We start from the raw sequence: 14,714 nt of genomic DNA, 5'->3' as shown, positions 1-14,714 counted from the left end.
TGAACGCATGCGCCTGGGCGTCATCGACATCGGGTCCAACACCGTCCACCTCCTCGTCGTCGACGCCCACCCCGGAGCGCAGCCGCTCCCGGCGTTCTCGCACAAGACCGAGCTGCGCCTGTCGGAGAACCTCGAGGCCGACGGGCGGGTCAGTGACCGGACGGCCGACCGGCTCGTCGCCTTCATCCGCGAGTGCCTCGAGGTGGCCGAGGACCAGGGCGTCGGCGACCTCTTCGCCTTCGCGACGTCGGCGCTGCGCGAGTCGCCCAACGGCGACGCCGTCATCGAGCGGGTGCGCGTCGAGACCGGCGTCGAGCTCGAGGCCCTGAGCGGGCCGGACGAGGCCCGGATGACCTTCCTCGCCGTGCGTCGCTGGTTCGGGTGGTCGAGCGGCCGGCTGCTCGTCGTCGACATCGGCGGCGGCTCCCTCGAGCTCGCGACCGGCCTCGACGAGGAGCCCGACGTCGCGCTCAGCCTGCCGTTGGGTGCGGGTCGGCTGACCCGTGAGCACCTGCACGACGACCCGCCGACCGAGGCGGCGGCCCGCGAGCTGCGGTCGCTGGTGCGCTCGGCGCTCGCCGAGCAGGTGCGTCCACTCCTGACGTCGGGGTCCCCGGACCGCGCCGTCGGCACGTCGAAGACGATGCGTTCGCTGGCGCGGATCGCCGGCGCCGCACCGCGAGCGGAGGGCCCGTTCGTCCGTCGGACCCTGACCCGCGACGACCTGCGTGCGATCGTCGCGCGGGTCAGGCCGCTCGACGAGGCCGCTCGTTCCCTGCTGCCCGGCGTCTCCGAGGGTCGCGCCCGTCAGCTCTACGCCGGTGCGCTCGTGGCCGAGGCGGCGCTCGACCTGCTCCAGGTCGAACAGCTCGACATCTGCCCGTGGGCGCTGCGCGAGGGCCTCATCCTCCGCCGCCTCGACCACCTCGCGTCATGACGGCGAGCAGCCCCTGCCGCCCGCCCCGGCCAGAAGGTGCCCGGCAGCCGTGGCGCACAATGGCGGCATGACCATCCGGGTCGGCCTGTCGACCGCCTCGCTCTACCCCGACAACGCGGCGACCGCCTTCGCGACCGCCGCGCGGCTCGGCTACGACGCGATCGAGGTCATGGTCTGGACCGATCCCGTCACGCAGGAGCCCGGTGCGCTCCGGGCGCTCTCCGAGCTGCACGCGCTGCCGATCGTGTCGGTGCACGCACCCACCCTCCTGCTGACCCAGCGCGTCTGGGGCACCGACCCGTGGGGCAAGGTCGACCGGTCCATCGACCTCGCGCTCGAGGTCGGCGCCCGCACCGTCGTGCTCCACCCGCCCTTCCGCTGGCAGCGGGAGTATGCCGCGGGCTTCGTCGACGGGGTCGCGCTCCGTGAGCACGAGTCGGGGATCAGGCTGGCCGTGGAGAACATGTATCCCTGGCGCACGGCGCGCCGCGACGTCATGGCCTACCTGCCGCACTGGGACCCGGTGGGGCAGGCCTACGACAACGTCACCCTCGACCTGTCGCACACGGCGACCGCCGGCTCCGACGCGCTCGAGATGGCGCAGGGGCTCGGCGACCGTCTCGCGCACCTGCACCTCGCCGACGGTCTGGGCTCCTTCCTCGACGAGCACCTCGTGCCGGGCCGTGGGGCCCAGCCGTGCGCAGCAGTGCTCGAGCACCTTGCCGACAGCCGGTGGGACGGCGACGTGGTCGTCGAGGTCTCGACCCGCAAGGTCGGGCGCGAGCAGCGCGAGGTCGACCTCGCCGAGGCGCTGGCCTTCGCCCGGCTCGCGCTCGTGCCGACCCGCGGAGCCAGCCGCATCTGACCGCCCTCCGACTCGGCCGCCAAGCGCTTCGCAACACACCGAGAACCAGCCAACCGCGCCGGCTACAACCGCAGGAGTTGGCGGCTGCTCGGTGTGTTGCGGGTCAGGTGGTGTCGGGGCGCCAGCCGCGGGGTCGCACCGAGATCATGTCGACGCTCGCGTCCGGACCGGCGTCGATGGCCAGGCGTGCTGCGCGGACGACCGAGGCCACCTCGAGGTAGGACCCGGCGTCGTACTCCGCGCCCTCGAACTCGACGAGCTCGTGCTGCATGTCCGTGTCGACGCGTCCGGGGTGCAGCGACGTGACGCGGACGCCGTGCTCACGTTCCTCCTGGCGCAACGAGTCGCTCAGGGCACGGAGCGCGAACTTCGAGGCGCAGTAGGCGCCCGACGCCGGCGTCGCCGTGAGACCCGAGCCGGAGTTCACCGTGATGACGAGACCGTGGGCGGCTCGCAGGGCCGGGAGGAGGGCGCGGGTGACGACCGCGACGGCGACGACGTTGACGGTCATCGAGTCGGCCCAGTCCGCCGCGGGAGAGTCGGCGACCGTGCCGTTGCGCAGCACGCCGGCGGAGTGGACGAGCACGTCGACGCGGGGGAGGCGCGGCACGAGCGCGTCGAGGGCGGTCGCGAGCGACCCGTCGTCGGAGCAGTCGGCGAGGTCGGCGACGAGGCCCTGTGCCGACGGGAGCGAGGCGACGACCTCGGCCACCGAGTCCCGGCTGCGCCCGCCGATGACGAGGTGGTGGGTGTCCGCGAGGTCGCGCGCGACCGCGAGCCCGATGCCGCGCGTGCCCCCGGTGACGACCGCGACCGGGCGCCCGTCAGGGTTCGAGGACGCGCGAGTCCGGGAGTCGGGGCCTGCGGGCTGGGAGGTCATCCCGACACCCTACGAGCCCCCAACCCCACGCCGAGTGAGCGCTCAGTCCCACTCGAGTGAGCGCCCGGTCCCACGACAGCGGTGCCGGCGTGGCGGGGCGCTCGCTCGACTGTGGCGGGGCGCTCACTCGACGGGGAGGGTGGGTGCGTCGCGGAGGGCGGACACGGCATACGCCGTCCGTCGGGTGGGCGCGGGGTCAGGCGAGGCCGAGGGCCTGCGCCTCCTCCCAGAGGTCGTCGCGGACACGCGGGTGGGCGCACTCCTCGATGATGTCGCGGCACTGGTCCTTCTCGCTACGACCCCAGAGGGGTGCGACGCCGTGCTCGGTGACGATGGCGCTCTGCTGGAAGCTCGTCACCGGTTCGTCGAGGAGGGGGACGATCGTCGACACGTCGGCCTTGGGGTGCCACGAGCGCAGCGCGATGAACGACTGCCCGCCGGGGGAGTGCAGGGCGCCGACGATGAAGTCCGTCTGGCCACCGAAGCCCGAGTGGATGCGGGCGTCGATGCGCGAGGCGTTCGCCTGGCCGAAGAGGTCCACCTCGAGCGCCGTGTTGACCGACGTCATCTGCCGCTGGGAGGCGATGAGCCCGGGGTCGTTCGTCTTCTCGGTGCGCATCATCCGCACCCTCGGGTTGCCGTCGAGCCAGGTGTAGAGGTCGGTCGAGCCGAAGCTGAACGACGTGACGAGCGGGTGGTCCGGATCGAGGGCGCCGGCCTCGTCGAGCGCGAGAACCCCGTCGGAGAACATCTCGGTCCACATGCGCAGACCGCGCCGCGACGTCAGGCCGGCGAGGGTGGCGTCCGGCACCGCGCCGATGCCGAGCTGCATCGTCGCGCCGTCCTTGACCATCGCCGCGACGCGTTCGCCGATGACCTGGCTCTCCGGGTCGGGTGGGACGGCGGCGTGCGAGGCCATGGGGGAGTCGACCTCGACCATGAGGTCGATGTGCTCGAGCGGCACCTCGGCGTCACCGAAGGTGTAGGGCATCTGCGGGTTGACGACGGCCACGACCAGCCCGCCGCGCGCGCGGCACGCCTCGAGCGCCGCCGGCAGCACGTTGACCTCCAGGCCCATGCTCACCTGGCCGTGGCGGGGCGGCGCGCAGTGGAGCAGCACGGCGTCGGGCGGCAGGGCCCTGGCGAAGAGCAGTGGGACGAGGGAGAGGCGCGAGGGCACGTAGCTCAGCCGCGGGTGCCGACGCATACCCGGTCCGACGAAGCACGTCTCGACGGTCACGCCGTCGCGCGTGGGCAGCCCCGCGGGCGCGTTGAGGGCGTGCAGCACGTAGGTCGGCTGGGCGGCGTCGAGCGCCCGCACCGCCTCCCACGGCACCGCCATGTTGCCGCTGACGACGACACGAGGGTTCTCGGGAAGTGTCCGCAGCCGTTGGGTGAGCTCGTCGATCGTCGCCGTCCGCACGTCCTCATCCTTGCGCAGCAGATGCCCGGAAGAGGGCGTATGCCGTGCGAGGTGACCAACGTCGCCAAACGTGAGGAGGTGCCGGGCGGCCTCGGGTCGGCTCGGGTCGGCTCGGGTCAGCTCGCCTTCTTGGCGGCCGCCTTCTTCGTCGTCGCCTTCTTGGCCGTCGTCTTGGCTGTCGTCTTGGCCGTGGTCTTCTTGGCGGCGGTCTTCGTCGTCGCCTTCTTGGCCGCCGACTTCGACACTGTCTTCTTGGTGTCGGCCTCGTCGCCCTCCGATCCGGCGGAGCCACCGGACCTGGCCGCCTTGGCCTTGTCGACGCTGCGCTGCAGGGCCGCGAGCAGGTCGACCACCTCGGTCTCCTCGCCCTTGGCCTCGGGCGTCTCGGTGAGCTCGCCGCCCTCGATCTTCGTCGCGACGAGCTGGGTCACGGCCTCGGCGTAGTCGTCCTCGAACTCCTCGGGCTCGTAGTCACCCGACAGCGAGTCGACGAGCGAGGACGCCATGGCGAGCTCCTTGGCCGTCGCGTGGGTCTCCTCCGAGAGCGACTCGAACTCGGGCGTGCGCACCTCGTCGGCCCACAGCAGGGTCTGCAGCACGATGACCCCGTCGCGCACGCGGAGCACGGCAAGGGTCATGCGGGTGCGCACCGAGACGGTCACGAGGGCCATCCGGTCGGCCTTCTCGAGCGCGTCGCGCAGCAGGACGTAGGGCTTGAGACCGGTCTTGTCGGGCTCGAGGTAGTAGCTCTTGTCGAAGAGCAGCGGGTCGATCTGCTCGGACGGCACGAACTTCTCGATCGAGATCTCCTTGGTCGACCGAGTCGGGAGGCTCTTGAGGTCCTCGTCGGTGAGCACGACCATCTGCCCATCGGCCGCCTCATAACCCTTGGCGATGTCGGAGTAGGGCACCTCCTCACCGTCGATCGAGCAGACGCGCTGGTACTTGATGCGGCCGCCGTCCTTCTCGTGGACCTGACGGAACTGCACGTCGTGGTTCTCCGTCGCCGAGAAGAGTCGGACCGGCACATTGACGAGGCCGAACGACACGGCGCCTTTCCAGATGGCTCGCATGGGAACAAGAATGCACCCATGCGCCCCATGCTCGCGACGGCTTCGACGACCATTCCGGTCGGCGACCGCTGGCAGCACGAGGTCAAGTGGGACGGTATGCGGGTGCTGGCCGACGTCACGGACGGGGAGATCCGCCTCTTCTCCCGCACGGAACGCGACGTCACCGTCGCCTTTCCCGAGCTGCGCGGGCTGGCGCACGAGTATGCCGACATGCTCCTCGACGGCGAGATCGTCGCGATGCGCGACGGCGTGCCGTCCTTTTCGGCGATGGCCGAACGTTTCCACGTCACCGACGCCCGACGCGCGGCGATGCTCGCCGAGGTATCGCCCGTCACCCTCATGACGTTCGACCTGCTACGGCTCTACGGCGTGGAGCTGCTTCCCCGAGCCTGGAGCGACCGGCGCGCGACGCTCGAGCGGCTCGAGCTCTCCGGCCCGCGGTGGCAGACGCCGCCGACCTTCTCCGACGGCGTGACGCTCCACGCGGCGACGAAGGAGCAGGGCCTCGAGGGCATCGTGTCCAAGCGCATCGACTCCGTCTACGTCCCCGGGCTGCGCTCGCCCTACTGGCTCAAGTCGCCCCATCGTGGAACCGTCTCGGTCGTCATCGGCGGGTGGCGCCCGGAGTCCACCGGCACCGTGTCGCGTCGCCTGGGCGCGGTGCTCGTCGGCGTCCCGGACCCCGGCGGCCTGCGCTACCTCGGCCGGGTGGGATCCGGCCTCGCCGGCAAGACGGGGCAGTCCCTCATGCGCGACCTCGAGTCGCTGACTTCCGCCGAATCCCCTTTCGCCACAGACGTGCCCGTCGAGGACTCGGCCGGCGCCACCTGGGTCCGCCCGGTCCTCGTGGCCGACGTGCAGTCGCTGGGACTGAGCGGACAGGGCAAGCTGCGCCAGCCGGCATACAAAGGCCTGCGGAGCGACCTGACGCCCGCCGACGTCGACGACCACGGGGACGGTGAGTGATGCCCTACGAGGCCACCAAGGTGACTGTGGAGGTCGACGGGAGGCGGATGAAGCTGTCGAGCCTCGAGAAGGTGATGTACCCCCGCACCGGCACGACCAAGGCCCAGGTGATCGACTACTACGCTCGGGTCGCGCCGGTGATCCTGCCGCACCTGCGTGACCGCGCCGTCACGCGAATCCGCTTCCCGCACGGCGTCGGTGACATGCAGTTCTTCGAGAAGAACCTCCCCGCAGGCACGCCCGCGTGGATCCGCCGTGCCGGACGTGACCCCGTCTTCCCGCTCATCGACGACCTCGCGGGGCTGACGTACTTCGCCAACCTCAACAGCCTCGAGCTGCACGTGCACCAGTGGCGCTACGAGGGGCAGGGGCGCGATGCCGTCCCACTCAACCCGGACCGCCTCGTCATCGACCTCGACCCCGGACCGGGCACGGGGCTGCACGAGTGCGCCCGTGTCGCCCTCATCGTGCGCGAGCGGCTCAGCGGCATCGGGCTCGACACCGTCCCGGTGACCAGCGGCAGCAAGGGACTCCAGCTGTATGCCGTGCTGCCCGGCGCGCACACGAGCGACGAGATCCGCGACACCGTCCAGCAGCTCGCGCAGGAGCTGACGAAGGCCCACCCCGACCTCGTCGTGTGGAAGATGGCCAAGGAGCTGCGGCCGGGCAAGATCTTCCTCGACTGGAGCCAGAACGTCGCGGCCAAGACGACGGTGTGCCCCTACTCGCTGCGCGGCCGGGACCGCCCGACCGTCGCGGCGCCCCGCTCGTGGGACGAGGTCGAGGCGGGGGCCGAGGGCGGCGAGCTCGAGCAGCTGACGGCGGACGAGGTCCTCGACCGCGTCGCGCGCGACGGCGACCTCGCCGCCGGCATCGCTGGTTGAGACGCGCAGCGAAGGGTAGGAGGGGACGCGAGAGGGCCCGGCACATGTGGTGTGCCGGGCCCTCTCGTCGAGCCGTGACCGGTTCGGTCAGTGCGCCTTGTCGTACGCCGCCTGGACGTCGGCCGAGATGCGGCCCCGGTCCGAGACGTCGTGGCCGTTGGCCCGAGCCCACTCGCGGACGGCTGCCAGGTCGGTCCGCTTGGCCGCACCGGAACCCGCACGGCGGCGCGCGGACGCCTTGGCGGTGCCAGCCCGACGGGCGTGGCCCGTCCACGTGGCGAAGTCGTCGCGCAGCTTGCGGGCATTCTTGTCGGACAGGTCGATTTCGTACGTGACGCCATCGAGGGCAAAGGTCACCGTTTCGGCGGCATTGCCACCGTCGATGTCATCGATCAACACCACTTCGACACGCTGAGCCATTTTTCTCCATCTGCGAATTGTGTATTGGGAGGGGTAATCCGCGAATGCGAGACCCGCGGGCAGGATCAATTTAGCGCCATATGGCCCTGAATGCATTTCCATCGAAAACAATGGCGCCGATCGGTACGGAAATGTGTCGTGCCGCGCCTTTCGGGGACGACCGGTAATGGTGGTGCCGGCGCCGACGAATGCCTGCGATCAAATGCCCCGACGTGAGCCCGTGCGGAGCCTGCCGGAGAGCCCGCGACGAATGACGACGCGCGCTCAGGTCTGCAGGAGAAACGGCGTCAGCGCTCTGCGGTGCGGTCCTGAGGAGTCGTCGTCTCGCCGCGCGAGCTGTCGGGGACGGTGGGGCTCGGGCCGGGCCCCGGGTTGCCCCCGCGCCGGTCGTGCTCGGCCTCCCACCGTGCCTGCGCCAGGCGCTCGCGACGGTCGCCCTCGAGGATGCTCTTGATCACGAAGTAGAAGAGCGCGCCCACACCGACCGTGGGCACGATGGCGAGCACATAGGGCAGAACCGATTCCATGGCGCCATTTTCTCACGGCTGCGCGGCCGGCCCTTCCGGCGCTGTCGCACCCGCGCCGTACGGTCGTGCCCATGGCTACGAGGACGACGACGCGACGCACCCCCGGCTTCCGCTGCGCGGAGTGCGGGTGGACCACCGCGAAGTGGGTCGGCCGCTGCGGTGAGTGCCAGGCGTGGGGCACCGTTTCCGAGACCGGCGCGCCCACGGCCGCGCGCACGACGGCGGCTCCCGTGGTCACGCCCGCGCAGCGCATCGCCGACGTCGACCTGAGCCGCGCAGCAGCCCGACCGACCGGCGTGGCCGAGTTCGACCGCGTGCTCGGTGGCGGTCTCGTGCCCGGTGGTGTCGTGCTCGTCGCCGGAGAGCCTGGTGTCGGCAAGTCGACCCTGCTGCTCGACGTCGCTGCCCGGGCGGCGCGCTCCGGCTCCGAGGTCCTCTACATCAGCGGCGAGGAGTCGGCCGCCCAGGTGCGCACGCGCGCCGAACGCATCTCCGCCATGGCCGACACGCTCTACCTGGCCGCCGAGACCGACCTCGCGACCGTGCTCGGGCATGTCGAGGCCCGCTCGCCGGGGCTGCTCGTCGTCGACTCGGTGCAGACCATCGCGAGCGCCGACGTCGAGGGACAGGCGGGCAACGTCTCCCAGGTGCGCGAGGTCACCGGCGCCCTCATCGCCGCGGCCAAGTCCCGCGGCGTGGCGGTGCTCCTCGTCGGGCACGTGACCAAGGACGGCTCGATCGCCGGTCCCCGGCTGCTCGAGCACCTCGTCGACGTCGTCATCCAGTTCGAGGGCGACCGCCACTCGGGGCTGCGCCTCGTGCGGGCGGTCAAGAACCGCTTCGGCCCCACCGACGAGGTCGGTTGCTTCGAGCTGTCCGACTCCGGCATCACCGGCCTGTCCGACCCGAGCGGGCTGTTCCTGTCCACGCGTGACCATGCGGTCCCGGGCACGTGCGTCACCGTCACCCTCGAGGGGCGCCGGCCGCTCGTCGCCGAGGTCCAGGCGCTCGTGGCCCCCTCCACCCTGCCCTCGCCCCGCCGCACCTCCAGCGGCCTCGACGCGTCGCGTCTCGCGATGATCATCGCGGTCCTCGACAAGCGGGCCGGGGCGCCGGTGGGTTCGCGCGACATCTTCGCCGCCACCGTCGGCGGAGTCCGCATCACCGAGCCCGCCGCCGACCTCGCCATCGTGTGCGCCGTGGCCTCGTCCGTCGTCGACAGACCCTTGGCCACCGACGTCGTCGCCTTCGGAGAGGTCGGCCTGGCCGGAGAGGTGCGTCGCGTGACCGGGCTCGACCGCCGTCTCGCCGAGGCGGCGCGCCTCGGCTTCCGCCATGCGCTCGTGCCCGCCGGGAGCCTGTCCGGTTCGGTGGTGCCCGCCGGCATCCGGGCCGTCGAGGTCGCCGACGTGCCCCGGGCGATCGAGGCGATGGGACGCCTCGCCGGTGGCCGGTCAACGAGCACGGCGGCCGTCGGCACCGTCTAGACTGCGAGCGACCGGGCTGGACGCGCTCGGCACCCCCATTGCGAACAGGGAAGTGATGGACCGGAACGACGAGCTGCTGCTCCGCGCGGCCCTCGCCGCTGTGGCACCCGGCACCGAGCTGCGTGACAGCCTCGAACGGATTCTGCGCGGACGCACCGGAGCCCTCATCGTGCTCGGTTTCGACCGCGTCGTGGACTCGATCTGCACGGGCGGCTTCGTGCTCGACATGGAGTTCTCCGCGACGCGCGTGCGCGAGCTGTGCAAGATGGACGGCGCCGTCGTGCTCGACCGCGAGGGCACCCGCATCCTGCGCGCCGCGACCCAGCTCGTGCCCGACTCCCGCATCGAGACCACCGAGTCCGGCACCCGCCACCGCACGGCCGAGCGGGTGGCCAAGCAGACCGGCTTCCCGGTCATCTCCGTGAGCCAGTCGATGGGTGTCGTCGCGCTCTACGTCGGCGACCTCCGCCACGTCATCGAGGGCTCGCCCACGACGCTCTCGCGCGCCGACCAGGCGCTGCAGACCCTCGAGCGCTACAAGGCTCGCCTCGACGAGGTCACGGGGACGCTGTCCGCTCTCGAGATCGAGGACCTCGTCACCGTCCGTGACGTCACGGCGGTGCTCCAGCGCCTCGAGATGGTGCGGCGCATCTCGGCCGAGATCCAGGACTACGTCGTCGAGCTCGGCACCGACGGCCGCCTGCTCAGCCTCCAGCTCGAGGAGCTCGTGGGCGGGCTCGGCAACGACCGGGAGCTCGTCATCCGTGACTACCTCCCCGCGACCAAGTCCGGCCTCGACGTCGACGCCGCCCTCACCAACCTCCAGTCGCTCAACTCCGTCGAGCTGCTCGACCTCTCCGCGGGAGCCCGGGCCGTCGGGTTCTCCGTCGTCGGCGACAGCCTCGACGTCCCGGTTTCGCCGCAGGGCTACCGCCTGCTGACCAAGGTGCCTCGCCTGCCGACCGCCATCGTCGACCGGCTCGTGACGCACTTCGAGTCGCTCCAGCGACTGCTCGCGGCCGGCATCGAGGACCTCATGCTCGTCGAGGGCGTCGGCGAGGGCCGGGCCCGGGCCGTGCGCGAGGGTCTCTCGCGTCTGGCCGAGTCGAGCATCCTCGAGCGCTACGTCTGAACCCCGGGAGCTCACGGTCCGGGCGGGCCGGCGTCCTCAGGAGCCCCCGGGTGCCCCCGAAAGTCCAGCCTCGTCGGGCCCTCACTAGCGTGTCCGTATGCCGTCTCGCGAGGTCCCGCTGTCGCTGCTCCACGAGCGCGTCAACGGCTGGTACGCCGAGGCCGGGCGCAAGCACCTGCCGTGGCGCGAGCCCGACGCCAGCCCGTGGGGTGTCTTCCTCTCCGAGGTGATGTCCCAGCAGACGCCCCTCGCTCGCGTCGAGCCGATCTGGCGCGAGTGGATGGATCGCTGGCCGACCCCGACCGACCTCGCGGCCGCGGCTCCCGGAGACGCCGTCCGGGCCTGGGGCCGGCTCGGCTATCCCCGTCGGGCGCTGCGCCTGCACGAGGCCGCGACAGCGATGGTCGAGCGGCACGGAGGTGAGGTGCCGGGCAGCCCCGCCGACCTGCTGGCCCTTCCCGGGGTCGGCGCCTACACGGCGGCAGCCGTCTCGTGCTTCGCCTTCGGCATCCCCGAGGTCGTCGTCGACACGAACGTCCGGCGCGTCCTGGCCCGCACCCTCGAGGGCAAGGCGTTCCCGAACCTCACGCTCAACCGTGCCGAGGCGAAGCTGGCCGCCGAGTCGATGCCCGCCGAGCCGGCCACGGCGAACACGTGGAACGTCGCCGTCATGGAGCTCGGTGCCCTCGTGTGCGTAGCACGAGGTCCCCGCTGTGACGAGTGTCCGGTGGCTGACCTGTGTGCCTGGAACGTGGCCGGCCGGCCGGCCTACGACGGACCCCCACGACGCGGACAGAGCTGGCACGGGACCGACCGGCAGGTGCGCGGGGAGCTCCTGCGCCGCCTCCGCGACGCGCACACCGCACTGCCGCTCTCGCGGCTCGAGGACTCGGCTGACGACCGGGGGCAGGTGATGCGCTGCCTCGACTCGCTCGTCGCCGACGGCCTCGTCGAACCCCTCGAGGGAGAGCTCTACCGCCTCCCCGGGTGAGCACCGTGCTCAGAGGTTGCCGAGCACCCGGTCCACGGCGATCTCGATGACGACCCGCTGCGGGTTGGGGCGCGGCTCCCGGTAGCGCGCCGCATACCGCCGCTCGGCGTCGGTCACCGTGGCGGCGTCGTCGGCGACGCGGGCCAGGCCCTCCAGCGTCAGCCAGTGGCGCCCGTCCACCTGGCAGATCGCTGCGCGCTCGCCGCGCGCAGCGTTGACGGCCTTCTGGCTCGTGCGGCTGGTGATGACGCGGGCGACCAGCGTCTCTGTGTCCCAGGTGAACCCGACCGGCGTCACGTGTGGCGAACCGTCACGTCGCTGGGTCGTCAGGGTCGCAAGGTGTCGCACGGCGAGGAACTCGAGGGCGTCCGGGGACAGGTCGCGGGGGGATCGGGCCACGGGGCCACGGTAGATGAGCCCCGGCGACCGGGAGCGCGGGGGTTGCCGCCGACGGCGTCGGCTTGTAGCGTCGCCCCTCGTGCCATCTGCCGGGCGCGCTGGTTCGAAGGGGGTCTCGACGCGTCATGAGGACCTTCTGGCTGCTCGTCCGCGCCGGCTTCCGCCGCCACTCGACCTACCGTCTGGCTCTGCTCGCGGGCATGACGACCAACTCGGTGTTCGGCTTCATCCGGGCCTCGATCCTGCTGGCAGCGCTGGCCTCGGCCGGTTCGGCCATCGGCGGCTACGACGCCCCGACGGCGATCGCCTTCGTCTGGTGGGGGCAGGCCCTGCTCGGCACGGTCAACCTGTGGGGCTTCGCCGAGGTCAAGGACCGCGTGCGCACGGGTGACATCGCGGTCGACTTCCTCCGGCCCGTGAACCCGCAGCTGGCCTATCTCGCAGGCGATCTCGGCAGGGCCGGCATCAACCTCATCGGTCGCGGGCTGCCGGCGATCCTGCTCGGTGCGCTGCTCTTCGACCTGGCGTGGCCGCCGTCGGCCGTCAGCTGGGCCGCGGGTGCCGTCTCGGTGGTGCTCGCCGTCGTCGTCGCCTTCGCCGGCAACTTCGTGATCAACCTGCTGTCCTTCTGGCTCGTGGAGATCCGCGGCATCACGCTGCTGTGGATGATCACGGGCGGCCTGCTGTGCGGGCTCTACCTGCCCGTCCCGTGGTTCCCCGACTGGCTGCGCACCATCGCGAACTGGTCGCCGTTCCCGTCGATGCTGCAGAACCCCATCGACATCCTCGCCGGGCGCGTCGTCGGGGTCGACATCGCCTCGGCGGTGGCGGTGCAGGTCTTCTGGGCCGTCGTGCTGCTCGGGCTGGGGCAGCTCGTGCTGCACGCGGGACGACGCCGTCTCGAGGTGCAGGGTGGGTGACGAGACGCTGTCCGAGCGGTTGCGTCCCTACCGGGTGCTGCTCGCCTCGAGGGCCCGCGCGCAGATGCAGTACCGCACGTCGTTCGTCACCGACATCCTCGGCACCGTGGGCGTGGGGCTCGCCGAGTTCGCCGAGGTCTGGGTCATCTTCCACAACGTCGACGTGCTGGGCGGGCTCGACTTCACCGCAGCGCTGCTCGTCTTCGCCCTCTCCAACCTCGCCTTCTCGCTCGCGGACATGTTCGTCGGCCACCTCGACCAGCTGCCCCGCTACATCCGGGCCGGTCAGGTCGACGCGTTCTACGTGCGCCCGCTGCCGCTGCTCGCCCAGCTCATGACGAGCGACCTGTCGTTGCGACGGGTCGGCCGCCTGTCCGTCGCCCTCGTCGCACTCACCGTCGCGCTGACCCGCGCCGACATCGCATGGTCCCTCGGGACCGTCGCGCTCATCGCCCTCACGGTCGTGAGCGGGACCGCGATCTTCTCGGCCCTGTTCACGGCCGCGGGCGGCCTCCAGTTCTTCCTCGTGGACGGCTCGGAGTTCACCAACGCCTTCACCTACGGCGGGTCGTATGCCGCCCAGCAGAGTCAGCAGGTCTTCCCCGACCCGCTTCGCATCTTCTGGACGTTCGTCGTGCCGACGGCCTTCGTGGCCTACATCCCGGCCGTGGCCATCCTCGACCTGCCGGGCGACCCCCTCGCGCCGCCCTGGCTGGCGTGGTGCACCCCCCTCGCAGCTCTGCTCGCGTGGGGCATCGCCGGTCTCTGCTGGAGGCTCGGCACACGTCACTACCAAGGAGCAGGCGGATGAGCACCGACCCCGTCATCGAGACCCGGGAGCTCGTGCGCGACTTCAAGAAGACGCGTGCCGTCGACCGGATGACCTTCTCGGTCGAGCCCGGCGAGGCGGTCGGCTACATCGGCGCGAACGGCGCCGGCAAGTCGACGACGATCAAGATGCTCACCGGCATCCTCAAGCCGACGTCGGGGCACGTGCGCACGTGTGGGCTCGACCCGATGCGTCAGCGGGTCGAGGTCGCGCGCCGGGTCGGCGTGGTCTTCGGCCAGCGCTCGCAGCTGTGGTGGGACCTGCCGCTGCGTGACTCGTTCGCGATCCTCGGGGCGATCCACCGGATGGACGAGCAGGCGACCCGCGCCCGCACCGACCTGCTCGTCGAGCAGCTCGAGATGGGTCCCCAGCTGGGCACGCCGGTGCGCTCGCTGTCCCTGGGTCAGCGCATGCGCGCCGAGATCGCGGCGGCCCTGCTGCACTCACCGGAGCTGCTCATCCTCGACGAGCCGACCATCGGTCTCGACGTGCTCTCCAAGCAGCGGCTGCGCGAGTTCCTCATCGCGGAGCGGCACGAGCAGGGCACGACGCTGCTGCTGACCACGCACGACATGGGCGACATCGAGCGGCTCTGCGACCGGGTGCTCGTCGTCGACCACGGACGGCTCGCCTTCGACGGCACGCTGACCGGTCTGGCGGGGACGGTCGGGGCGCAGCGCGTCCTCGTCATCGACCTCGCGGCGTCGACCCCCGACCTGCACGACGTCCCCGGCGCGACCCTCGTCGACAGCGAGTCCGACGGCCTGCGCCAGCGCCTCGCGTTCGACGCCGAGGCGACGACGGTCGCGGCCGTGCTCGCCCACGTGTCGTCACGGCACGAGGTGCGTGACCTGACCATCGAGGAGCCCGACATCGAGGACGTGGTCCGGCGCATCTACGCCGCGTCCGGCCGCACCTGACCCGCCGAGGGGCAACGTCGCCCTCGTCCAGTGACCCCCAACCGTCGATGGGCCACGAACC

Annotated in this window: 16 protein-coding genes; 10 read left to right on the top strand and 6 right to left on the bottom strand. The window is 71.6% G+C overall.

Annotated elements, in window-relative coordinates; translation table 11 throughout:
* Positions 1 to 7: 7 nt before the first annotated feature.
* Together ABD831_RS17250 and ABD831_RS17245 are read left to right on the top strand one after the other, a co-directional pair.
* The gene (locus tag ABD831_RS17250; protein WP_344949441.1) at positions 8 to 937 is read left to right on the top strand and encodes a Ppx/GppA phosphatase family protein; all 930 of its coding nucleotides are present in this window, start codon (positions 8 to 10) and stop codon (positions 935 to 937) included.
* A gap of 67 nt (positions 938 to 1,004) precedes the next feature.
* Positions 1,005 to 1,802, top strand: coding sequence for a sugar phosphate isomerase/epimerase family protein (locus ABD831_RS17245; RefSeq protein WP_344949439.1), 798 nt, complete (start codon positions 1,005 to 1,007; stop codon positions 1,800 to 1,802).
* 103 nt (positions 1,803 to 1,905) lie between these two features.
* On the opposite strand, the gene ABD831_RS17240 is transcribed toward ABD831_RS17245, so the two are convergent.
* The 3 genes from ABD831_RS17240 to ku all read right to left on the bottom strand — a co-directional run bounded on the left by ABD831_RS17240 (position 1,906) and on the right by ku (position 5,178).
* Positions 1,906 to 2,682, bottom strand: coding sequence for an SDR family oxidoreductase (locus tag ABD831_RS17240; RefSeq protein WP_344949436.1), 777 nt, complete (start codon positions 2,680 to 2,682; stop codon positions 1,906 to 1,908).
* Between the two features lie 196 nt (positions 2,683 to 2,878).
* Positions 2,879 to 4,105 carry an acetyl-CoA hydrolase/transferase family protein gene (locus tag ABD831_RS17235; protein ID WP_344949434.1) on the bottom strand — a complete coding sequence of 409 codons (1,227 nt, stop codon included), beginning with the start codon at positions 4,103 to 4,105 and terminating at the stop codon, positions 2,879 to 2,881.
* Between the two features lie 116 nt (positions 4,106 to 4,221).
* Entirely contained in the window at positions 4,222 to 5,178 is a 957-nt protein-coding gene (ku, locus tag ABD831_RS17230; RefSeq protein ID WP_344949431.1) for a non-homologous end joining protein Ku, read from the bottom strand.
* A gap of 18 nt (positions 5,179 to 5,196) precedes the next feature.
* On the opposite strand from ku, the gene ligD (ABD831_RS17225) reads away from it, so the two are divergent.
* Positions 5,197 to 6,144 carry a non-homologous end-joining DNA ligase gene (ligD, locus tag ABD831_RS17225; RefSeq protein WP_344949429.1) on the top strand — a complete coding sequence of 316 codons (948 nt, stop codon included), beginning with the start codon at positions 5,197 to 5,199 and terminating at the stop codon, positions 6,142 to 6,144.
* Positions 6,144 to 7,028, top strand: a complete 885-nt coding sequence (ligD, locus tag ABD831_RS17220) for a non-homologous end-joining DNA ligase (RefSeq protein WP_344949425.1) — start codon at positions 6,144 to 6,146, stop codon at positions 7,026 to 7,028. Before ligD (ABD831_RS17225) ends, ligD (ABD831_RS17220) begins: the two co-directional genes overlap by 1 nt.
* An 87-nt stretch (positions 7,029 to 7,115) precedes the next feature.
* On the opposite strand, the gene ABD831_RS17215 is transcribed toward ligD (ABD831_RS17220), so the two are convergent.
* Both ABD831_RS17215 and ABD831_RS17210 read right to left on the bottom strand, forming a co-directional pair.
* Complete coding sequence (locus tag ABD831_RS17215; protein ID WP_142179034.1) at positions 7,116 to 7,448, bottom strand: Lsr2 dimerization domain-containing protein; 333 nt, start codon at positions 7,446 to 7,448, stop codon at positions 7,116 to 7,118.
* A gap of 287 nt (positions 7,449 to 7,735) precedes the next feature.
* Positions 7,736 to 7,975: a hypothetical protein gene (locus ABD831_RS17210; protein WP_344949421.1), complete on the bottom strand. Its 240-nt coding sequence runs from the start codon at positions 7,973 to 7,975 to the stop codon at positions 7,736 to 7,738.
* 71 nt (positions 7,976 to 8,046) lie between these two features.
* On the opposite strand from ABD831_RS17210, the gene radA reads away from it, so the two are divergent.
* From radA to ABD831_RS17195, 3 genes are all read left to right on the top strand, one after another.
* Positions 8,047 to 9,462, top strand: a complete 1,416-nt coding sequence (gene radA, locus ABD831_RS17205) for a DNA repair protein RadA (protein WP_344949419.1) — start codon at positions 8,047 to 8,049, stop codon at positions 9,460 to 9,462.
* 55 nt (positions 9,463 to 9,517) lie between these two features.
* Complete coding sequence (disA, locus tag ABD831_RS17200) at positions 9,518 to 10,594, top strand: DNA integrity scanning diadenylate cyclase DisA (protein WP_142179031.1); 1,077 nt, start codon at positions 9,518 to 9,520, stop codon at positions 10,592 to 10,594.
* A 97-nt stretch (positions 10,595 to 10,691) separates the two neighbouring features.
* Positions 10,692 to 11,585: an HhH-GPD family protein gene (locus tag ABD831_RS17195; protein WP_344949415.1), complete on the top strand. Its 894-nt coding sequence runs from the start codon at positions 10,692 to 10,694 to the stop codon at positions 11,583 to 11,585.
* A 9-nt stretch (positions 11,586 to 11,594) separates the two neighbouring features.
* Here ABD831_RS17195 and ABD831_RS17190 read toward each other — a convergent pair whose 3' ends face one another.
* The gene (locus ABD831_RS17190) at positions 11,595 to 11,984 is read right to left on the bottom strand and encodes a PPOX class F420-dependent oxidoreductase (RefSeq protein WP_344949412.1); all 390 of its coding nucleotides are present in this window, start codon (positions 11,982 to 11,984) and stop codon (positions 11,595 to 11,597) included.
* A gap of 125 nt (positions 11,985 to 12,109) precedes the next feature.
* Here ABD831_RS17190 and ABD831_RS17185 point away from each other — a divergent pair, with 125 nt between their 5' ends.
* The 3 genes from ABD831_RS17185 to ABD831_RS17175 are packed head-to-tail and all read left to right on the top strand — an operon-like array spanning position 12,110 to position 14,653.
* Positions 12,110 to 12,904, top strand: a complete 795-nt coding sequence (locus ABD831_RS17185) for an ABC transporter permease (RefSeq protein WP_344949409.1) — start codon at positions 12,110 to 12,112, stop codon at positions 12,902 to 12,904.
* Complete coding sequence (locus tag ABD831_RS17180) at positions 12,897 to 13,715, top strand: ABC transporter permease (RefSeq protein WP_344949407.1); 819 nt, start codon at positions 12,897 to 12,899, stop codon at positions 13,713 to 13,715. The genes ABD831_RS17185 and ABD831_RS17180 overlap by 8 nt, the downstream gene beginning before the upstream one ends.
* Entirely contained in the window at positions 13,712 to 14,653 is a 942-nt protein-coding gene (locus ABD831_RS17175) for an ATP-binding cassette domain-containing protein (RefSeq protein WP_142179026.1), read from the top strand. Before ABD831_RS17180 ends, ABD831_RS17175 begins: the two co-directional genes overlap by 4 nt.
* Positions 14,654 to 14,714 lie beyond the last annotated feature (61 nt).

The organism is Terrabacter ginsenosidimutans, from assembly GCF_039539425.1.
GTDB classification, from domain to species: Bacteria; Actinomycetota; Actinomycetes; order Actinomycetales; family Dermatophilaceae; genus Terrabacter; species Terrabacter ginsenosidimutans.
Note: the sequence above shows the minus strand (reverse complement) of the source record. Positions and strands in the feature narration are given on the sequence as shown.

Coding starts and splice junctions, on each gene's coding strand:
- ABD831_RS17195 (WP_344949415.1), top strand. CDS start 10,692: ATGCCGTCTCGCGAGGTCCCGCTGTCGCTGCTCCACGAGCGCGTCAAC.
- ligD (WP_344949429.1), top strand. CDS start 5,197: ATGCGCCCCATGCTCGCGACGGCTTCGACGACCATTCCGGTCGGCGAC.
- ABD831_RS17210 (WP_344949421.1), bottom strand. CDS start 7,975: ATGGAATCGGTTCTGCCCTATGTGCTCGCCATCGTGCCCACGGTCGGT.
- ABD831_RS17185 (WP_344949409.1), top strand. CDS start 12,110: ATGAGGACCTTCTGGCTGCTCGTCCGCGCCGGCTTCCGCCGCCACTCG.
- ABD831_RS17250 (WP_344949441.1), top strand. CDS start 8: ATGCGCCTGGGCGTCATCGACATCGGGTCCAACACCGTCCACCTCCTC.
- ABD831_RS17175 (WP_142179026.1), top strand. CDS start 13,712: ATGAGCACCGACCCCGTCATCGAGACCCGGGAGCTCGTGCGCGACTTC.
- ABD831_RS17240 (WP_344949436.1), bottom strand. CDS start 2,682: ATGACCTCCCAGCCCGCAGGCCCCGACTCCCGGACTCGCGCGTCCTCG.
- disA (WP_142179031.1), top strand. CDS start 9,518: ATGGACCGGAACGACGAGCTGCTGCTCCGCGCGGCCCTCGCCGCTGTG.
- ABD831_RS17215 (WP_142179034.1), bottom strand. CDS start 7,448: ATGGCTCAGCGTGTCGAAGTGGTGTTGATCGATGACATCGACGGTGGC.
- radA (WP_344949419.1), top strand. CDS start 8,047: ATGGCTACGAGGACGACGACGCGACGCACCCCCGGCTTCCGCTGCGCG.
- ABD831_RS17245 (WP_344949439.1), top strand. CDS start 1,005: ATGACCATCCGGGTCGGCCTGTCGACCGCCTCGCTCTACCCCGACAAC.
- ku (WP_344949431.1), bottom strand. CDS start 5,178: ATGCGAGCCATCTGGAAAGGCGCCGTGTCGTTCGGCCTCGTCAATGTG.
- ligD (WP_344949425.1), top strand. CDS start 6,144: ATGCCCTACGAGGCCACCAAGGTGACTGTGGAGGTCGACGGGAGGCGG.